We start from the raw sequence: 14,617 nt of genomic DNA on the forward strand, positions 1-14,617 counted from the left end.
GCAGTGGCTGCAGCGCAGTATCTCAAGGATGCCGCAACCAGCCTGCAGCAGAGTGGCATCAGCAACCCGACAGCCCTTGATGCCCGGGCCTATTATAACTTTGGCCCGAGCGCGGGCGCTGAAATCGCGACGGCCGACGACACAGCAGCCTCATATCGTCCTACACTATCGACGAATGTCGGGGAACAATTCAGTTCAACCACCACGGTCGGCCAATGGCGCGCGGCGGTCGCAGCAAAAATGGGCAGTGCCGCGTCCAGTTCGATCCTGACCGGCTGACGAGGAGTCCAGCATGAGGTTTTCCCACCGGGCCGCGATCCTTGCGGCCATCACCTGCAGCATCAGCCACCCGGCCTTCGCGCTGCATAGAACCCCGGTCCGTGCGCTCGACGGGTACAGATGCATGGCCCTTGATGCACCTGAGCGGGTCATGATGGATTTCAGGCATCCGATCCCGCTGCAGAGCGAACCACGGGACGATGCCCCGAGCCTTGCGCCCGCGCTGGCGGTACTCCCGGTCGCCACGAACGCACCGCCTACGAACGGCTACGTCCGGAGCATGAATCTCGCATTGCGTCCCGGCTGGGTCTCGACAAGATGGCTAAAAGCCTACGACGCGGTCCATCCCGGCATGACCTGCACGCCCTACATCATGAATGACGGCAAGCTGGGCTTCATGTTCGGCAGGGCGACACAGTAGGTTTGTCATCTCCACAGTCCGGCATACTGCATGGCCTACATTGTTTTCCCCGGGAGCGGATCCTGCCCGCCGGGAGGGCCGCGAGGCGCCCGGGTCAGGCCTGAGGGCATGCCCCTGAGGTGAACCGGGTTGCCCGGAGCGCGGGGCACCGCCCTGCGATCCGGGCGGCCCTGTTCACTGAAAGGGGCGTGTCCTCACCGCGCGAAGCGCGGCGCGTAGCGGGCTTGAGGCGGGCGCCTCGCGGCGACATGCTGGTTTCAGGGCATTTTTTTACAAGCACGATGGCGACCCCGGACACCAGAAGCAGGAACCCGGTTTCCGGGCTCCTGCGGCGTGGTCTCTCAAGGCGTTGGATCGTCGGGCCACCAGGGGTCGGGGGCGTCCGAGATCTCGCGCGCTTTCGCTTCGGCTGCGGCGATGGCTGCGGCCCTTGCGGCCCTGGTCGCCTCCCGCCATGCGTCGATGCCGTGGTCGGCAATAAAGTCATGGGCGCCGTCATCTTCGGGGTGCGGCATTTCCGGGCCATGATAAAAAGGATTGCGATGCCAGACGTCCCGGTCCGTCAGGACCCAGGCGTGGTGGGGCGCAGCACGCGAAAGCTCAAGGGCTTCGTCGCGGTCTGCCATGGATTCATATTCGCTCATGCGGGTCGATCCTTGCGGAAAGGTACCTAGCCGTGGGTGGCCGGACCCGCCGTGGGTCCGGCCGGGTCGGTCAGAAGCCGAGGGCGTCCATCTCGGCGGCTGCGGCCCGCTGGTCGATGGTGCGGGCGTTGCTGGCCGTGTAGGGCTTCCACGGGGTGCCGATCATGTCCTCGTAGGCGGCAAGGGCCCCGCGGGCGGACGCGACCAGAGCGGCGGCCTTGATCCCCTGCTCGGCTGCGAAGCGGCGGGCGTTGGCCGCCCTGTTTTCCAGCCCGTCGACGCCCATCCGGTCCTCTTCGCGATACTCGTTGAACTGTGAGGACAGTTCGCGGGCCTGCGCGCGCTTGGCGTCATAGAACTGGGCGGCCCCGAAGGCGGACGCGACAGCGGCGCCCGCCATGCGCTGGAGGTGCATTTCCAGCCCCTTGTCGTTCTGCTCGCCGTTCCATGTGGTCACGACCAGCACGGGCGAGAGGCTGCGGGCGATGACGGTGAAAGCCTGCCGGGCCGTTTCCGCGAGGGCGTCGGCGTCGAAGTCCTCAAGACCGAAATGGGAAACGATCTTGGTGATCTGGTCGGGAACGGGGATCAGGGCTTCGGCGGCCTCGATGGTGATGACAGGCGCGCGCCGGGCCGCTTCCTCGAAACGGCGGGCAGCAGGGGCCTTCTGGCCTGATTTTGCCTTGCTGGCTGCTTTCTTCTCTTGCGCGGAAGCAAGGGCGGCGGTCATTGTGTTGGTAGCGTTGGACATGAAACCTAACCTTTCTGTCTGGCGTCAGCCCTGTCCGGTGTTCCAGCACCGGGCGGGGCGTCTGTGGCGGGAACCATTTCCCTCTCCACAAATAAAGAATAGTACAGACAGAATATAAATACAATAAGAAAGACAATATATTAAAAGTAAATATTAGTTTACTGCTGTTTTTATTTCCTTTATTTCCTTATGCCCATTTTATTAATCGCGGAATTATCAGTAATATCATAAGTATTCATCCTAAAGAACCCCCGGGCGAGCGGTCGAACCGTTGCGCGAAAGCGTGGAGACCCCGCAGGGGGCTCCAGTGAGGTTAGCGGCGCAGCCGCTTAGCGAACCAGAGTGAGAGAACCCCGAAGGGGCCGCCCCTGATTTTCTTTTTTTCCTGCTGAACAGAGATGTTTCCCGAACCGGGCCTTCCGGGAGAGGCAGCTATAACCAGACGCCCTGGGCTTACGCCGCGTTTTGCGGGCATGCGCTGCAGGGACACAACTCCCATTCGTCTGTGACCCGCGACATGACTTCAGATACTCTTGATGAAACCGGAAGGCGTGCCTTCGGCAGGATCGACAAACACCACGTCATCCGGTGCCCGACGCGGTGTGTCGATGGCAAGAAAAATGACAGGATCACGCAGGATACGCGGCACCGCATGCACCGCACGCCGCGGAAAGACCAGCAGGTGCCCGGGGACAAACGGCGCTTCCTCAGCCGGGTCATCAATCCAGAATGTCCCTTCTCCCGAAAGCACATGGAGGACTTCATCACACTGGGTATGATAATGCGGCGGCACGTCCCGATAGATCCGGAACACCCTGATGCTGGCTTCAGGCCTGTCGGTCAGATAGGTATCCAGCAGCATCGTATCCGCGGTCTGCGGGAACGCTGCCGCAATCCTGTTGAGATCGAACCGTCCACCGGTACGGTTCAGGGTCATCAGATGCTCTTCATCAGTCATGAGGCCTGTTCTCCGCCCATGTTCCACACCCTGTCTCGACGAGCGCTTTTGCGGATTCAGTCATGGTCTTCTCCATTTCAGCCCGAAAAACCTTCGAGCACGATCTTGCCCTTTGCCTGACCGCTCTCGATCAGGGCATGGGCCTGCCGCAGGTTCGCCGCCGTGATCAGGCCGAGGTTCCTTCCAAGCGTGGTGCGGATACGCCCGTCATCCACGAGGCGTGAGACGTCGTTGAGAATCTCGCCCTGCCTGCCCATGTCGGCTGTGCCGAACAGCGGACGGGTGAACATCAGCTCCCAGTGCAGCGACAGGCTTTTTTTCTTCAGCGGCAGGGCGTCGAGCGCGGCCGGGTCATCAATCAGGCCGAAATGCCCCTGGGGCGCGATCAGCGCGACAATCTCTGGCATATGCCGATCCGTCTGCGTCGTGGAAAAGACGAAGCCGGGCGCACCGGTCGGAAGGGCCGCGACCTGCGCGGCAAGAGGCCTGCTGTGGTCCACCACATGATGTGCCCCGAGGGATGTCACCCAGTCGCGCGTTTCTGGCCGGGAGGCGGTGGCGATGACCGTGACATCGGTCAGGACCCGGGCCAGCTGGATGGCGATGGAGCTGACCCCGCCCGCACCCCCGATAATCAGCACGGCCGGCTTCACGCCAGGGATTGACCGACGGATATCCAGGCGATCGAACAGCATCTCCCAGGCGGTGATCGCTGTCAGCGGCAGGGCCGCGGCTTCAGCCCAGTTCAGGGAACGGGGCTTACGGCCGACAATCCGCTCGTCGACCAGGTGGAATTCGGCATCGGTTCCCGGGCGATCGAGCGCGCCTGCGTAGAAAACCTCATCCCCGATGGCAAAATCCGTGACGTCAGGCCCGGTGCCGACAACGATCCCGGCGGCGTCCCAACCCAGAACCCGCCATCGACCCGCATCCGGCGTGGCGCTGCGGCGGACTTTTGTATCGACCGGATTGACCGAAACAGCCCTGATTTCCACCAGGAGATCCCGCTCTGAAGGGACCGGCTTCGGCAGATCGATGTCCTGAAGGGATGCGGGATTGTCGATCGGGAGAGGCGTCTGGTAACCGACGGCGCGCATGATGTCTGCTCCTGTGTTGATGAAGGAGAACAGTGAGCATTATGCTGGGTTCGGACAAGAACGCACTTTTAACGCCCATAGTATCGGAAATGATACCGTCATGGCCCGTATCCGGCATAAATCACTTGATTGCAGTCCCGGCTGTGCCGTTGAAGCGACGCTTCAGCTGATCGACGGGAAATGGAAAGGGGTGATCCTCTACCACCTGCTTGAGGGAACCCTGCGCTTTAACGAAATCCGCAGGCGCCTGCCCAATATCACCCAGCGCATGCTGACGGCGCAGCTTCGCGAACTGGAACAGGACGGGTTTGTCCTGCGGACGGTCTACGCCGAGGTGCCCCGAAGGTGGAATACAGCCTGACGCTGCGGGGACGGACCCTGGAGCCGGTCATCATGGCCCTCAAGAAATGGGGGGACGAGAATACCGGGTTCAGGCGGGATCCTGAATCCCCTGCGGAGCTGGACGAGCCTGCCGCCGATTGTCCGGTCTCCTGCGTTCAGGCTGGCGGTTGAGCAGGCACTGTTGGTGATCCGCATCCACGTTGCGGACATGCACCCGGACTCTCACCCGGAACATACGCGGTTCCCGGTATTTCCTGCCCCAGTCGCATGACAGACATATATACGGCACACGCTATCGGGCCATGGAACCACAGGGGGAGACTGCGTGGTAAGACTTCGACGTCATCGCGTGAAGCCTCCCGGCAGCTGCCGCCTGACGGCCCATGAGGCGCAGGTCTGGCGGTCCTTTCGCGCCGCCATCCAGGGCGAGAAAGGAGAGAGCGCCGTAGCCCACGTACTCGACCGGAGCGGCCTGGCCGTGCTGCACAACGCCATACTGCCGACAGGTGACGGCAGGACCACCCAGATTGACCACCTGTTCCTCAGCCCGCGGGGCATCCATGTCGTGGAGACAAAGCGGCATGGCGGCGAACTGACCGGACACCCGGAAGATGAACGGTGGCGACAGCGTTTTGCTGGCGAGGCGCCCGACGCCCCGCCCCGGCTGATTTACAGCCCGGTGATGCAGAATGCCGCCCATTGCCGGGCCGTCTACGCGCTGGCCCGCCTCGTGGACCCGACCATCCAGGTCTTCAGCCACGTCGTGATGACGGGAACTGCGGTCCTGTCACCGGCGCTTGTCGCCTGCACCCTTTCCCTTTCCGAGTTGGAAACCCTGCTGCACGATCTTGAGCGCAACGTGCCGCAGGGCACACTGATTAACGCATGGCGGCGCATCGGGCTGGTCTGCCATGCCAGCGGGCATCAGTAAGCGGCCTCCCTGTCGAGAAAATCGAGCAGTTCCGCGATTTCCCCGGTTGAAAGCATGCGTCCGCGACAGGCCTCGCTATCGCGGGGAAAATCGAGCGGCTCACCACCATGGTCACGGTTGCCGGCACTGATCCAGAGCACCCGCTCCGGCTCCTCGGGATCATAATCGAGGCGAACCCCGAGGCCATCGCCAAGGTCGATGAAATCGGAGAGCAGGTCGTCCTCACACCGAAGCGGAAGCGTGCCGATTTCCACACCGACCCATCTGTCGGGAAATCTGGCCCGGAGAAGGTCGGTGAGCTGGCGCGTATGCGGCCTGAGATCCGTCGGATCCCGGACGGGCGGCGGTGGCTCCAGGGGCTGCAGGAAACCCGCCTCGTCATCATCCCAGTCATCGGGCTCAATCGGCGGCACCGGCTTTTTCGCCATAAAGCAGACGTCCTTCGACCAAAAGAAAAGCAATTTACGACCACAGCGTCGGACGGAACAGCCTGTTTGGGTTGTACACATATACGCATCATCGTCTCAGGGGACATGATTGTTGCTAGACGAGCACCAGAGGTTTTCCGAGCATGTTTATACAGGCTACCCTAAGTAGGGTAAGATAACTTCTTTGTCACGAACAATAAAAACATATAAACAACGAGATGATATTACATTATAGTTCGTGAGCCATCCAAGTGTAATATTGGGATATTTTACTAAGAAGACTTCTGGCGCACAATAAGGTCACTTTTCTGCTTGTGTAGAAATATACCGAAATATATATTGATGGAACCAAATCGCATTAGAGCCTGATCCGAAAGTTTTTGAACAATACCAGCCTGTTGTGATTCATCCGTCTTTACGAAGAGATGGAGTGAATGGTGACATGGACTGGTATTGCCCGACGTGAACATAGCCGGGAAGGACTGCGATATCCATCGGATATGATGGACGGGGAATGGGCTTTGATCATGCCATTTGTGCCCCCTGCGAAACGGGGCGGTCGCCCTCGCACGACGGATATGCGCGAGGTGGTCAATGCGATGCTCTACATAGCCTCGGCCGGGTGCGCGTGGCGCCTGCTGCCGAAATGCTTTCCGCCGGTCTCGACTGTCAGGCGCTATTTCTACGCCTGGCGTGATACCGGGCTGTTCGAGGTCATGAATACGGTGCTGGTCATGAGCCTGCGCGAGATCGAGGGGCGTGAAGCCTCCCCGAGCGCGGGCGTGATTGACAGCCAGTCGGTGAAAACTACGGAAAGCGGCGGGCTTTCGGGCTATGACGCGGGCAAGAAGGTCAAGGGCCGCAAGCGCCATATCGTGACTGATACCTGCGGCTTCCTGATCTTTCTCCTCGTTCATGCCGCCGATATCCAGGATCGTGATGGGGCCGTTGATGTCCTGGCGGCAATACGCAGGCGCTTTCCCTGGCTGCGCCACATCTTCGCTGATGGCGGCTATGCTGGCGAGAAATTGCGATCCGCGCTCGCCTCCATGGGAAAATGGACGGTCGAAATCATCAGGCGGTCCGATACGGTGAAAGGCTTTCAGATCCTGCCGCGCCGCTGGGTGGTTGAACGGACATTCGCCTGGCTGGGACGGTGCAGGCGGCTCGCCAAAGATTGGGAACAATCCATTGCGTCCTCAACCGCATGGACATTGATCGCCTCGATCCGCATGCTCACACGACGGACAGCAAGGCATTTACACGCTATATGTGTCGTACGCACAACAGACCGCAAACATATCCCGGTTGTCGTTGGGGAAACATGATGCTTTTCGAAGGATACCATACTGTGATGCGAATGCGACCAGTGTTATTTCTTCGGACATACGCTCCACTGACCTTGCAGCTCTGCCTGTTCGGTATTCCATGGAAGGCATCTGCCACGCCAGCCAAGGCACCAGGGGTCGCTTATTTTACTCCCCAGAACGCTTCGTCATCTTCACCGCATTCGATTCCGCTTTCCAATCCGTCCGCAACACCGAACTCGCGCACCTTACAGGAAAGTTTTTATCAAAGCGCTCCCGCTCCTCGCTCGCTTACGACGTCGCCCGGCCTCAAGAATTTGGATCATGTTGGTCCTTTTGCAATCGAACATAGCCAGAGCAGCCCTATTCCGCTGGAGCAGGGGACAACGATCACCGCAGCTTATCCCGTAAAAGGCGTACAGGGCATGGACCTCGTCGTAAACGCATTTGGTGGCCATCGACAGACCAATACAGGTAGCAACGTAGGCTCCGCCGCCGTAACCGCTGGCGTGCGTTTCAAATGGTAGTGCCGGCACGTGATGTGATGACTGTATATAGGCGTCGTTGACCGGACAATGATCTATCTTTTCGAAAACGTCATCGATCTGGCTGCTGCAATGCGGCAGGCATCCGAAATAGATGAACTGAACCGGTCTTTTCGGACACTCGTGGCCCGACTTGGGCCGTTTGCTCATGCTGCGGGGACAGTCCACAAGACCAGGCTTGGTGAGCGCTACCTGATCGACACGACCTATCCTGAACAATGGCTGGAACACTACGTCCGGAATAATTACCAGAAGATTGATCCCGTCATAGATCCCGTCAGCCACGGCCTGACGCCCTATGACTGGAAGCAGGTCTATATCCGGAATGCAGACCAGCGAAAAATAATGAATGAATTCAGGGATATTGGTTTTCAGACTGGGCACGCCATCCCGTTTTACTTAACCCCGAGCATACTACTTCTGGTGAGTGTGGCTTCCCCTGAAAAAGAGATCGACTTCCGAACGCAAGCACTGCTTCAACTGATTGTTGGTCAATATCACACGCGTTATTGTCAACTCGCCAAACTGCTGGCTCATGATGACCGCCCGCTTGTGACAGAGCGAGAGCAAGAATGTCTCCTTTGGGTTGCTCAGGGCAAGGACACAACCGAGATCGGTTCCATTCTTTCGATAAGCGACAATACCGTCAAGCATCATCTAAAGAACCTGATGCAGAAACTTGGGTGCCACAATCGTGTGCAGGCTGTCGTACGCGCCATTCAACTTGGCCTGATACATCCATGATGTGTATGGACAACTCAACTGAAACATATTGTAACATATCGACTACCCGGATGGGTAGTAGGCCATATTTATCAAGATTCTAGAATGCGGAGATCGCGAACTTTGTGGTCTTTGTGTTCATGCTTTCACCGCTCGTCCACTTCATGTCCGGTCTGCCACGCTCAGGTTCGACCCTGCTAGCCGCAATCCTACGCCAGAATCCGGTTGTAGCCGAAGCGGGGTATATTTCTCCCGTTGCACCAATGATCGTTAAACTCACCTCAGTCATGGTCGAGGGAGAATACCAGACCGAATTTGACACCAAAACCCGCGATCGTGTCCTGCAGGGCGTGCTGCTGAACTATTACGGCAAGCTGTCAGCGCCCGAAGGTCAACAACCGATGATCATTGATAACAGCCGCATCTGGTGCACCCGTCTCGGACTGGCAAACGCACTCTTTCCCGGTTCCAAAGTCATCTGCTGCGTAAGGGACCCGGTCTGGATTATTGATTCTTTCGAGCGCCTCATTCAGAAAAATCCGCTGCTGGGATCAAAAATCGTGCCCATCGAACGCCGGGGCAATCTTTACAGCCGCATAGACTACATCCTTGCGGCAGACGGTCCGTTCGGCTTCTGCTGGCGAGCCTTCAACGAAGCCTATCATGGTGATATGGCGCATAATCTTATTATCGTCGATTATGACCGTCTGGTGAACGATCCAGCCGGGACGATGGCCATCCTCACCGATGCACTCCAGCTTCCTGCATGGAGCTACGATTTTGAACGCGTACAGTTCGAAGAACCTGTTGCATTCGACCAGAACCTGAATTCGCCCGGTCAGCATATCGTGCGTGAGCGGGTTGGGGCTATACCCCGGAGACTGTCTATTCCTCCCGAAATTGCTTCCCGGTTGGCAGGTGGTACTTTCTGGCGTGATCCCCGCAAAAATCCGGGTGGAGCTACGATCATTGCCTGAGTCCTCCCCGCCTGGGATCGTGGCGACAATCGGCCCTGTTTCTGCAAATCATGAAATGCTGCTGGCCCTTTCTGGTGCGGGCATGACCATGGCGAGGTTGAACGGATCCCATAACACAAGCGAATGGCATCGGCGAACAATCAGGCTGATAAAGGAAACTTTACCCGGCGTTCCTATCCTTCTGGACATTCCAGGCAGGAAGATTAGGACAGTGCCTCTGGTTCATGAACCAACGTTCAGGGCCGGGGATGTCATTATCCTGACCACTGACCGCCAGCATGACGGTTCAATCAAAATACCGGTCAATTTCAAGCAGTTTCATGAATTCATAATACCTGGCTTCGAGATCCAGGCCGATGACGGTCATCTATCATTCACCGTGGAAAAAGTACGCGGGTGCGACGTGCATATCCGGGCAAAAGTCGATGGTGTACTGCGGAGCCGCAAAGGCGTGAATGTGCCGCAGGCTCGCTTCGAACGCCCATTGGTCACAGAGCATGACCGTGAAATGATGGCTTTCGCCCACGAAAATGACGTGGACTTTGTTGGCGTCAGTTTCGTGGAAAGCGCGGCGCACGTCGCAGCGATCCGGGAGCTTATAATGCGAGAGCCATTGGGTGTCGTCTCCAAGTTGGAAAACCAGGGAGGGCTGGACCACATGGATGAAATTATCGCCGCATCCAATATGGTGATGATCGACCGCGGTGATCTTGCGGTAGAAACCAGTCCCGAACTGGTATGTCTATTTCAGAAACGCATTTTGACAGCAGCACAAAGACAGAAAACGCCAGTTATCGTAGCGACCGAACTCCTGAACACCATGATCGAGCACCCATACCCCACCAAGGCTGAAATCAGCGATATTACCAACGCAGTTCTGGACGGGGCCAGCTTTCTGATGTTGTCGGGTGAAACGGCGATCGGATCTTATCCAGTGGAGGCAACATCACGTTTGCAGCGAATAGGGCAAGCTGTTAGCGCGTATATACAACACCAGCGCAGTTGATGTTTGATCGCGAACCCTGAGCCAGGTGTGATAACTGGGAACGGACCACGATCAGGCGGCACATACTCGACCAACGGGAACGCGATGATAATTGACTACTTTCGGTCCCATTTGAATCGTCTCGAAAAAACCACCATGCAGTTCCTGATACACCGTGGCTCCGGGTTATCCCAATCTGACTATAGTCTGTGATATAGTCCGCTGTAGCAACGAAGAGAAATGATGCGGCGGTCTTCTCGTATCGGGTTGCGACAGACCGGCATTCCTTAAGCCTGCCCCCAGGTTTTCGATCAGATGCCGGATCGCGGCACGCCGCTGTCCTGGCGTCAGGCCGTCAAGGACTGAAGCAGGCGCGCGCGGAACGGGAAGATCGCCGGTCATAGCTCCTCCAGCCCTTCCGCCACGCAACCTGGGGTCGTGGTGATCTTACCGGTCGAGAGCAGGATCGTCGCCGGACAGGAAAGATCCCAGTTTCCAAGCCCACGTTCCCAGTGTCCATCGATAACCAGGCCGACATGACAGTCTGACCGCTCGTAAAGGCGGACTGCACATTGCGGTATCGGGGGATCATCTTCGGCCTGCGCCAAACGCTGGCGCAGGTGGCGGTTCCAGATGCTTCGGGCCGGGCGCGACCGAGCAAACGTCCGCGAAAGGTCTGCCTTCATCGCCAGACGCGCGATACCCCGATCCGCATAGTCTGAAACAGATCCCATGACCCTCTCCTGTGTGAGATGACCCTGCGCGCAGGATCCGTTCAGCGCCAACCTCTGTGGCACGCCAGCCGTAAATGACGATCATCCCGTGATCGTCGGTGAAGGAGGCGATGCGGCCTGCCAAGTCCTGGCCTCGAGCCATCGAGGCCGCGCGTTGCCCCGCAATCGAAGCGCCACGTAATTCCACATATCCGTCGCCACCCTGGCATAGGCGTTCGGGCATGCGCGCAGGCCTGCATATATCTGGACAAAGCCTGCAGCCCGCGATGCCGTCTGCCCGGTGAGCCGAAAGGATTCACGCTGGCTCACAAGGACATCCCCGGCGATGAACTTGAACGTGGCCCGACGGGCTTGCCCACAGGTTCAGACGAAGCAGGCAATGAGGAGGCCGAAACCCGCGGCGGCCGCTGCGTGCCGTGCGCCTCGGCCTGACCCAGCCATGACGGAGATACCGTCTCCGGCTGTGCCTTCGACCCTGAACCCAGGACTTCGGACAGGCGGCACAAGGGCGCAACGGGAACAGAACCTGCCTGCATTCCTTCCCTGCGGGTCCTCAGGACCGCATTCCAATCCTCTCCCGGCCCCTTCGGAGATACCCGTCCTGACCAGAGACCGACGTCCTGTGCCATCGCAGCGAACTTCCCGGCATAACGATCCCCCTGCAGGTCGTTATCAACGGCAACAACCAGTCGCGCTTCAGGCTGGGAGGCGACCTGCATCATGACCCTTTTCAGGTTCGCTTCGCTCTCTGGGCTCATGCCGCCACCCGTCGAGGTATAGAGCGTTCCTTTGTGGAAGCGATCGAGTGCAGCAAAGGACAATGCATCAATGGCCGCCTCGGTGACGACAAGGCGCGTCACGGGCGCCTCTCCCCCGTCGGCCCGGAAACCGAAGAGACGCTTGCCAACCCCGCCCGTCGAAAACCCCTTGTAATCCGGCCCCCGCATTTCCATCCCGGTGAACTGCCCGTCCACATCCCGGTGGCCGAACCAGGCGGTTCCGTGCGGGCCTTCCTTCAGCGCCCCCTGCTGTCCGGCAATCGCGACAATATGGTCGGGCAAACCACGGATCTCCGTCAGATAGCGCCATGCAGCCGTCCCCTGCCCGGGTGCGGTGCGACGGTTCCACAGTTCAGCGGGATCGCGCCGCGGTCTGTCAGCGGCTCCCTTCGTACGCTCGACAACTTCGAGCGTCGGGCTCCTGCCGATCAGGGCGCGAAGTTCCTGCCTGACATGACCCAGGTTCTTTGAAGGATCGAGATACTGGACAAGCTTGAAGACATCGCCCTTGCCGTCGCCCTTCGGGTCCCACCAGCCCCTGCCATCGTGATTGACAATAATGGCCTCACTGTCACGGCGAAATTTCAGGTTGCGGGCGGAACGCTGCGCGGTGGCCTGCCGATCCAGCCGGAACCCGGCTTTCTCCAGAACAACGGCGCAGTTTACAGCATTGCGAAGCTCATCAAGTTCTCTTTGCTGTGCTTCTGGGGAAGACGCGTAAGCCATGAAAGACACTCCTTCACGAACAGCATGGGTTGTATTTCAGACCGCTCCGGTATTTACGGTGAGTATTTGAGATGATCGTGCGGAAACACACGACGACCTCTGTATGGTTCGTCGAGATATTGCGTCCTGATATTCCGCGTTGAGGATTTTTATTCTGCGTGAACTGCAAAAGAATACGGGACGCACGAATGGCCGCAGTCTACGCGCAGCAGCAAACGGCATGTGCCCGCGCCACTGCGCACGCATTACCGGGACCATGGATGAGCGGGCACTCACGATGCCAGATACTCCCTGTGGAGGATCTCGTCTGCGCCCACATCATGCGACCGACGAAAAAATAAGGTTCACGAACCCGCTTAAAGGTTGATGGAGAAACAGGAGAGACACAGTTCATCCCCGATGTGGACGGACGACCGGCGTTCCAATATCGGCCGACAGACTTCCCCGATCGCCCACGCCATCAGGTCGGACAGGCCTCACAAGTATTCATGACGGGAACTGGCGCAGAAAAAACCGCATTTTCTTCTCCCTGAACAGGCACAATGCTCCGGGTCGCTGACGACCCGGAACACCACGCGGCCTAAAACGGGATTTCGTCATCCACGTCCTGCGCGCTGGAAGTTGTGGCAGGGGCCGGGCGCTGTGCATTACTCCGCGACGGGCGATTTTCATCAAAACGTCCATCGCCCGTGCTTCGACCATTGGCCAGCACCTTCAGGTTTCCATCAAACCGATCAATGATGATCTCGGTCACATAACGGTCCTGTCCCTGCTGATCGGTCCATTTGCGTGTCTCGAGATGGCCTTCGACATAGACCAGCGTTCCCTTCTGGCACCGACGTTCGATCACGGCTGAAAGGTGATCGTTGAAAGAGACGACACGGTGCCACTGGGTTTTTTCCCGGCGCTCACCGCTCGCGCGATCGGTCCAGGTTTCACTTGTCGCCACGCCGAAGGATGCGATTTTGCCCTCCCCTTCCCTGCGTGCGGCAAGATCCGGATCCCGGCCCAGGTGACCGATGATGATGGCGCGATTGACTGACTGGCTCATGGTCTTGTTCCTTTTTTCCTTCCTGGTCGTCTCCGGCGCCTGCCGGATCTCTGACCTGGTGCGGTCGCGCGGAAGCGGGCCTCAGGCGGCGGGCGCAACCCCTCGGGGCGGCAGTGGTGCGGAAGCCGCGCATGCGGCTTCACGGTGCAGTCCCGACCGCAGGCCTGGGGGTTGCGCCCGACGACGACCGCTTCAGACCGCAAAAACCAGGTCAGAGACCCGGCAGGGGCCGAGGTCATGCTTTTGGATTTTGAATTTTGATTTCTGTTTTATTTTTCTATTTCGCTCATAATCGTGTCATTTATTCTTGTACAATTATGATAGTCGTCCTCGAATTTCCCTGTCTCTACATTGGGAGTTCATCATGGCGGTGATTACTGCGTCGGAAGGACGCATCACCCTGAAGGCCGACTTTCATCCCGAACTGGCAATCCAGGCCCGGCGTTACAGGGGACGTTTTCTCGGCAAGGAAATTGGCTGGTCCTTCCTGCCCGAACATGAGCAGGCGATCCGCCAGCTCTGCCAGACCCTGTATGGCGTGGATGGCACGCCAGATGCATGGCATGACTGCTGCACCGTGCAGGTCGAAGTCGACGAGCAGGATGTCCGGGCACCGCTGTGGCGCCAGTTCAACGCCGATATTTACCTCGGTGGCCGTCACGTTGTCGGCGTTTTTGGTCCACGGCAGGCAGTTCGCACCGGCAGGGGCATAAAATTCCTGCGCGGCCAGCCGCATTGCGCCACCCGGATCGGCGCCTACCACATGGAGGTACCCACCGGCAGCGTTCTGGAAATCCGGAAATATCCGCGTGCCGCACTGGCGTTCCTGGGCAGGTGCCTCGACGGGCATGGCTTGTGGAGGACAACCCAAGACTACACATCTAAACAGGAATCATGATATATACGTCGTTACGCAATTTTCAACTTAGCATTAGGAAA

16 protein-coding genes and 2 pseudogenes are annotated in these 14,617 nt (G+C 58.6%); 10 read left to right on the plus strand and 8 right to left on the minus strand.

Features of this window, described 5'->3' with window-relative positions; all coding sequences use genetic code 11:
• A pseudogene (locus tag FMA36_RS16815) lies at positions 1 to 279 on the plus strand (hypothetical protein); the annotation flags it as partial.
• Between the two features lie 13 nt (positions 280 to 292).
• On the plus strand, positions 293 to 700 hold the full coding sequence (locus FMA36_RS16820; RefSeq protein ID WP_159264119.1) for a hypothetical protein: 408 nt from the start codon (positions 293 to 295) through the stop codon (positions 698 to 700).
• Between the two features lie 341 nt (positions 701 to 1,041).
• Here the strand turns inward: FMA36_RS16820 and FMA36_RS16825 are convergent, their stop codons facing one another.
• From FMA36_RS16825 to FMA36_RS16840, 4 genes are all read right to left on the minus strand, one after another.
• Positions 1,042 to 1,344, minus strand: coding sequence for a hypothetical protein (locus tag FMA36_RS16825; RefSeq protein WP_159264121.1), 303 nt, complete (start codon positions 1,342 to 1,344; stop codon positions 1,042 to 1,044).
• A gap of 70 nt (positions 1,345 to 1,414) precedes the next feature.
• Positions 1,415 to 2,095 carry a hypothetical protein gene (locus tag FMA36_RS16830; protein ID WP_010511735.1) on the minus strand — a complete coding sequence of 227 codons (681 nt, stop codon included), beginning with the start codon at positions 2,093 to 2,095 and terminating at the stop codon, positions 1,415 to 1,417.
• Between the two features lie 523 nt (positions 2,096 to 2,618).
• Entirely contained in the window at positions 2,619 to 3,053 is a 435-nt protein-coding gene (locus FMA36_RS16835; protein WP_159264123.1) for a cupin domain-containing protein, read from the minus strand.
• A gap of 77 nt (positions 3,054 to 3,130) precedes the next feature.
• Positions 3,131 to 4,150 (minus strand): zinc-binding alcohol dehydrogenase family protein, encoded by a 1,020-nt coding sequence (locus FMA36_RS16840; RefSeq protein ID WP_159264125.1) that lies wholly within the window; start codon positions 4,148 to 4,150, stop codon positions 3,131 to 3,133.
• A gap of 100 nt (positions 4,151 to 4,250) precedes the next feature.
• Between FMA36_RS16840 and FMA36_RS16845 the strand changes: the two are divergent.
• Both FMA36_RS16845 and FMA36_RS16850 read left to right on the plus strand, forming a co-directional pair.
• Positions 4,251 to 4,663 (plus strand): annotated as a pseudogene (locus tag FMA36_RS16845) (winged helix-turn-helix transcriptional regulator).
• A gap of 154 nt (positions 4,664 to 4,817) precedes the next feature.
• Positions 4,818 to 5,423: a nuclease-related domain-containing protein gene (locus FMA36_RS16850; protein WP_240906607.1), complete on the plus strand. Its 606-nt coding sequence runs from the start codon at positions 4,818 to 4,820 to the stop codon at positions 5,421 to 5,423.
• Here FMA36_RS16850 and FMA36_RS16855 read toward each other — a convergent pair.
• Entirely contained in the window at positions 5,417 to 5,851 is a 435-nt protein-coding gene (locus FMA36_RS16855; protein WP_159264127.1) for a hypothetical protein, read from the minus strand. The two genes, FMA36_RS16850 and FMA36_RS16855, sit on opposite strands and share 7 nt — an antisense overlap.
• A 434-nt stretch (positions 5,852 to 6,285) precedes the next feature.
• Between FMA36_RS16855 and FMA36_RS16860 the strand changes: the two genes are divergently transcribed.
• From FMA36_RS16860 to pyk, 5 genes are all read left to right on the plus strand, one after another.
• Complete coding sequence (locus FMA36_RS16860; RefSeq protein ID WP_159264129.1) at positions 6,286 to 7,179, plus strand: IS5-like element IS1031A family transposase; 894 nt, start codon at positions 6,286 to 6,288, stop codon at positions 7,177 to 7,179.
• Positions 7,176 to 7,685 (plus strand): hypothetical protein, encoded by a 510-nt coding sequence (locus tag FMA36_RS19575; protein WP_159264131.1) that lies wholly within the window; start codon positions 7,176 to 7,178, stop codon positions 7,683 to 7,685. Before FMA36_RS16860 ends, FMA36_RS19575 begins: the two co-directional genes overlap by 4 nt.
• A gap of 48 nt (positions 7,686 to 7,733) precedes the next feature.
• Entirely contained in the window at positions 7,734 to 8,447 is a 714-nt protein-coding gene (locus FMA36_RS16870) for a helix-turn-helix transcriptional regulator (protein ID WP_159264133.1), read from the plus strand.
• 119 nt (positions 8,448 to 8,566) lie between these two features.
• Positions 8,567 to 9,403, plus strand: coding sequence for a sulfotransferase family protein (locus tag FMA36_RS16875; RefSeq protein ID WP_159264135.1), 837 nt, complete (start codon positions 8,567 to 8,569; stop codon positions 9,401 to 9,403).
• Positions 9,396 to 10,409 (plus strand): pyruvate kinase, encoded by a 1,014-nt coding sequence (gene pyk, locus FMA36_RS16880; protein ID WP_240906608.1) that lies wholly within the window; start codon positions 9,396 to 9,398, stop codon positions 10,407 to 10,409. Before FMA36_RS16875 ends, pyk begins: the two co-directional genes overlap by 8 nt.
• 377 nt (positions 10,410 to 10,786) lie before the next feature.
• Here pyk and FMA36_RS16885 read toward each other — a convergent pair whose 3' ends face one another.
• The 3 genes from FMA36_RS16885 to ssb form a co-directional block, all read right to left on the minus strand.
• A complete protein-coding gene (locus tag FMA36_RS16885; RefSeq protein WP_159264136.1) occupies positions 10,787 to 11,122 on the minus strand; it encodes a hypothetical protein in 336 nt (111 codons plus the stop codon).
• Positions 11,123 to 11,427: 305 nt separating this feature from the next.
• Complete coding sequence (locus FMA36_RS16890) at positions 11,428 to 12,627, minus strand: DUF3991 and TOPRIM domain-containing protein (protein WP_159264138.1); 1,200 nt, start codon at positions 12,625 to 12,627, stop codon at positions 11,428 to 11,430.
• Between the two features lie 580 nt (positions 12,628 to 13,207).
• Positions 13,208 to 13,678: a single-stranded DNA-binding protein gene (gene ssb / locus FMA36_RS16895; protein ID WP_159264140.1), complete on the minus strand. Its 471-nt coding sequence runs from the start codon at positions 13,676 to 13,678 to the stop codon at positions 13,208 to 13,210.
• 364 nt (positions 13,679 to 14,042) lie between these two features.
• Here ssb and FMA36_RS16900 point away from each other — a divergent pair, with 364 nt between their 5' ends.
• Positions 14,043 to 14,576 carry a hypothetical protein gene (locus FMA36_RS16900; protein ID WP_159264142.1) on the plus strand — a complete coding sequence of 178 codons (534 nt, stop codon included), beginning with the start codon at positions 14,043 to 14,045 and terminating at the stop codon, positions 14,574 to 14,576.
• Positions 14,577 to 14,617: the final 41 nt, after the last annotated feature.

The organism is Komagataeibacter xylinus, assembly GCF_009834365.1.
Lineage (GTDB): Bacteria > Pseudomonadota > Alphaproteobacteria > Acetobacterales > Acetobacteraceae > Komagataeibacter > Komagataeibacter xylinus_D.

What these genes read in the sequence shown, in the direction of transcription:
- FMA36_RS16820 (WP_159264119.1), top strand. Translation starts at nt 293, where the DNA reads ATGAGGTTTTCCCACCGGGCCGCGATCCTTGCGGCCATCACCTGCAGC.
- FMA36_RS16825 (WP_159264121.1), bottom strand. Translation starts at nt 1,344, where the DNA reads ATGAGCGAATATGAATCCATGGCAGACCGCGACGAAGCCCTTGAGCTT.
- FMA36_RS16830 (WP_010511735.1), bottom strand. Translation starts at nt 2,095, where the DNA reads ATGTCCAACGCTACCAACACAATGACCGCCGCCCTTGCTTCCGCGCAA.
- FMA36_RS16835 (WP_159264123.1), bottom strand. Translation starts at nt 3,053, where the DNA reads ATGACTGATGAAGAGCATCTGATGACCCTGAACCGTACCGGTGGACGG.
- FMA36_RS16840 (WP_159264125.1), bottom strand. Translation starts at nt 4,150, where the DNA reads ATGCGCGCCGTCGGTTACCAGACGCCTCTCCCGATCGACAATCCCGCA.
- FMA36_RS16855 (WP_159264127.1), bottom strand. Translation starts at nt 5,851, where the DNA reads ATGGCGAAAAAGCCGGTGCCGCCGATTGAGCCCGATGACTGGGATGAT.
- FMA36_RS16860 (WP_159264129.1), top strand. Translation starts at nt 6,286, where the DNA reads ATGGTGACATGGACTGGTATTGCCCGACGTGAACATAGCCGGGAAGGA.
- FMA36_RS19575 (WP_159264131.1), top strand. Translation starts at nt 7,176, where the DNA reads ATGATGCTTTTCGAAGGATACCATACTGTGATGCGAATGCGACCAGTG.
- FMA36_RS16870 (WP_159264133.1), top strand. Translation starts at nt 7,734, where the DNA reads ATGATCTATCTTTTCGAAAACGTCATCGATCTGGCTGCTGCAATGCGG.
- FMA36_RS16875 (WP_159264135.1), top strand. Translation starts at nt 8,567, where the DNA reads ATGCTTTCACCGCTCGTCCACTTCATGTCCGGTCTGCCACGCTCAGGT.
- FMA36_RS16885 (WP_159264136.1), bottom strand. Translation starts at nt 11,122, where the DNA reads ATGGGATCTGTTTCAGACTATGCGGATCGGGGTATCGCGCGTCTGGCG.
- FMA36_RS16890 (WP_159264138.1), bottom strand. Translation starts at nt 12,627, where the DNA reads ATGGCTTACGCGTCTTCCCCAGAAGCACAGCAAAGAGAACTTGATGAG.
- ssb (WP_159264140.1), bottom strand. Translation starts at nt 13,678, where the DNA reads ATGAGCCAGTCAGTCAATCGCGCCATCATCATCGGTCACCTGGGCCGG.
- FMA36_RS16900 (WP_159264142.1), top strand. Translation starts at nt 14,043, where the DNA reads ATGGCGGTGATTACTGCGTCGGAAGGACGCATCACCCTGAAGGCCGAC.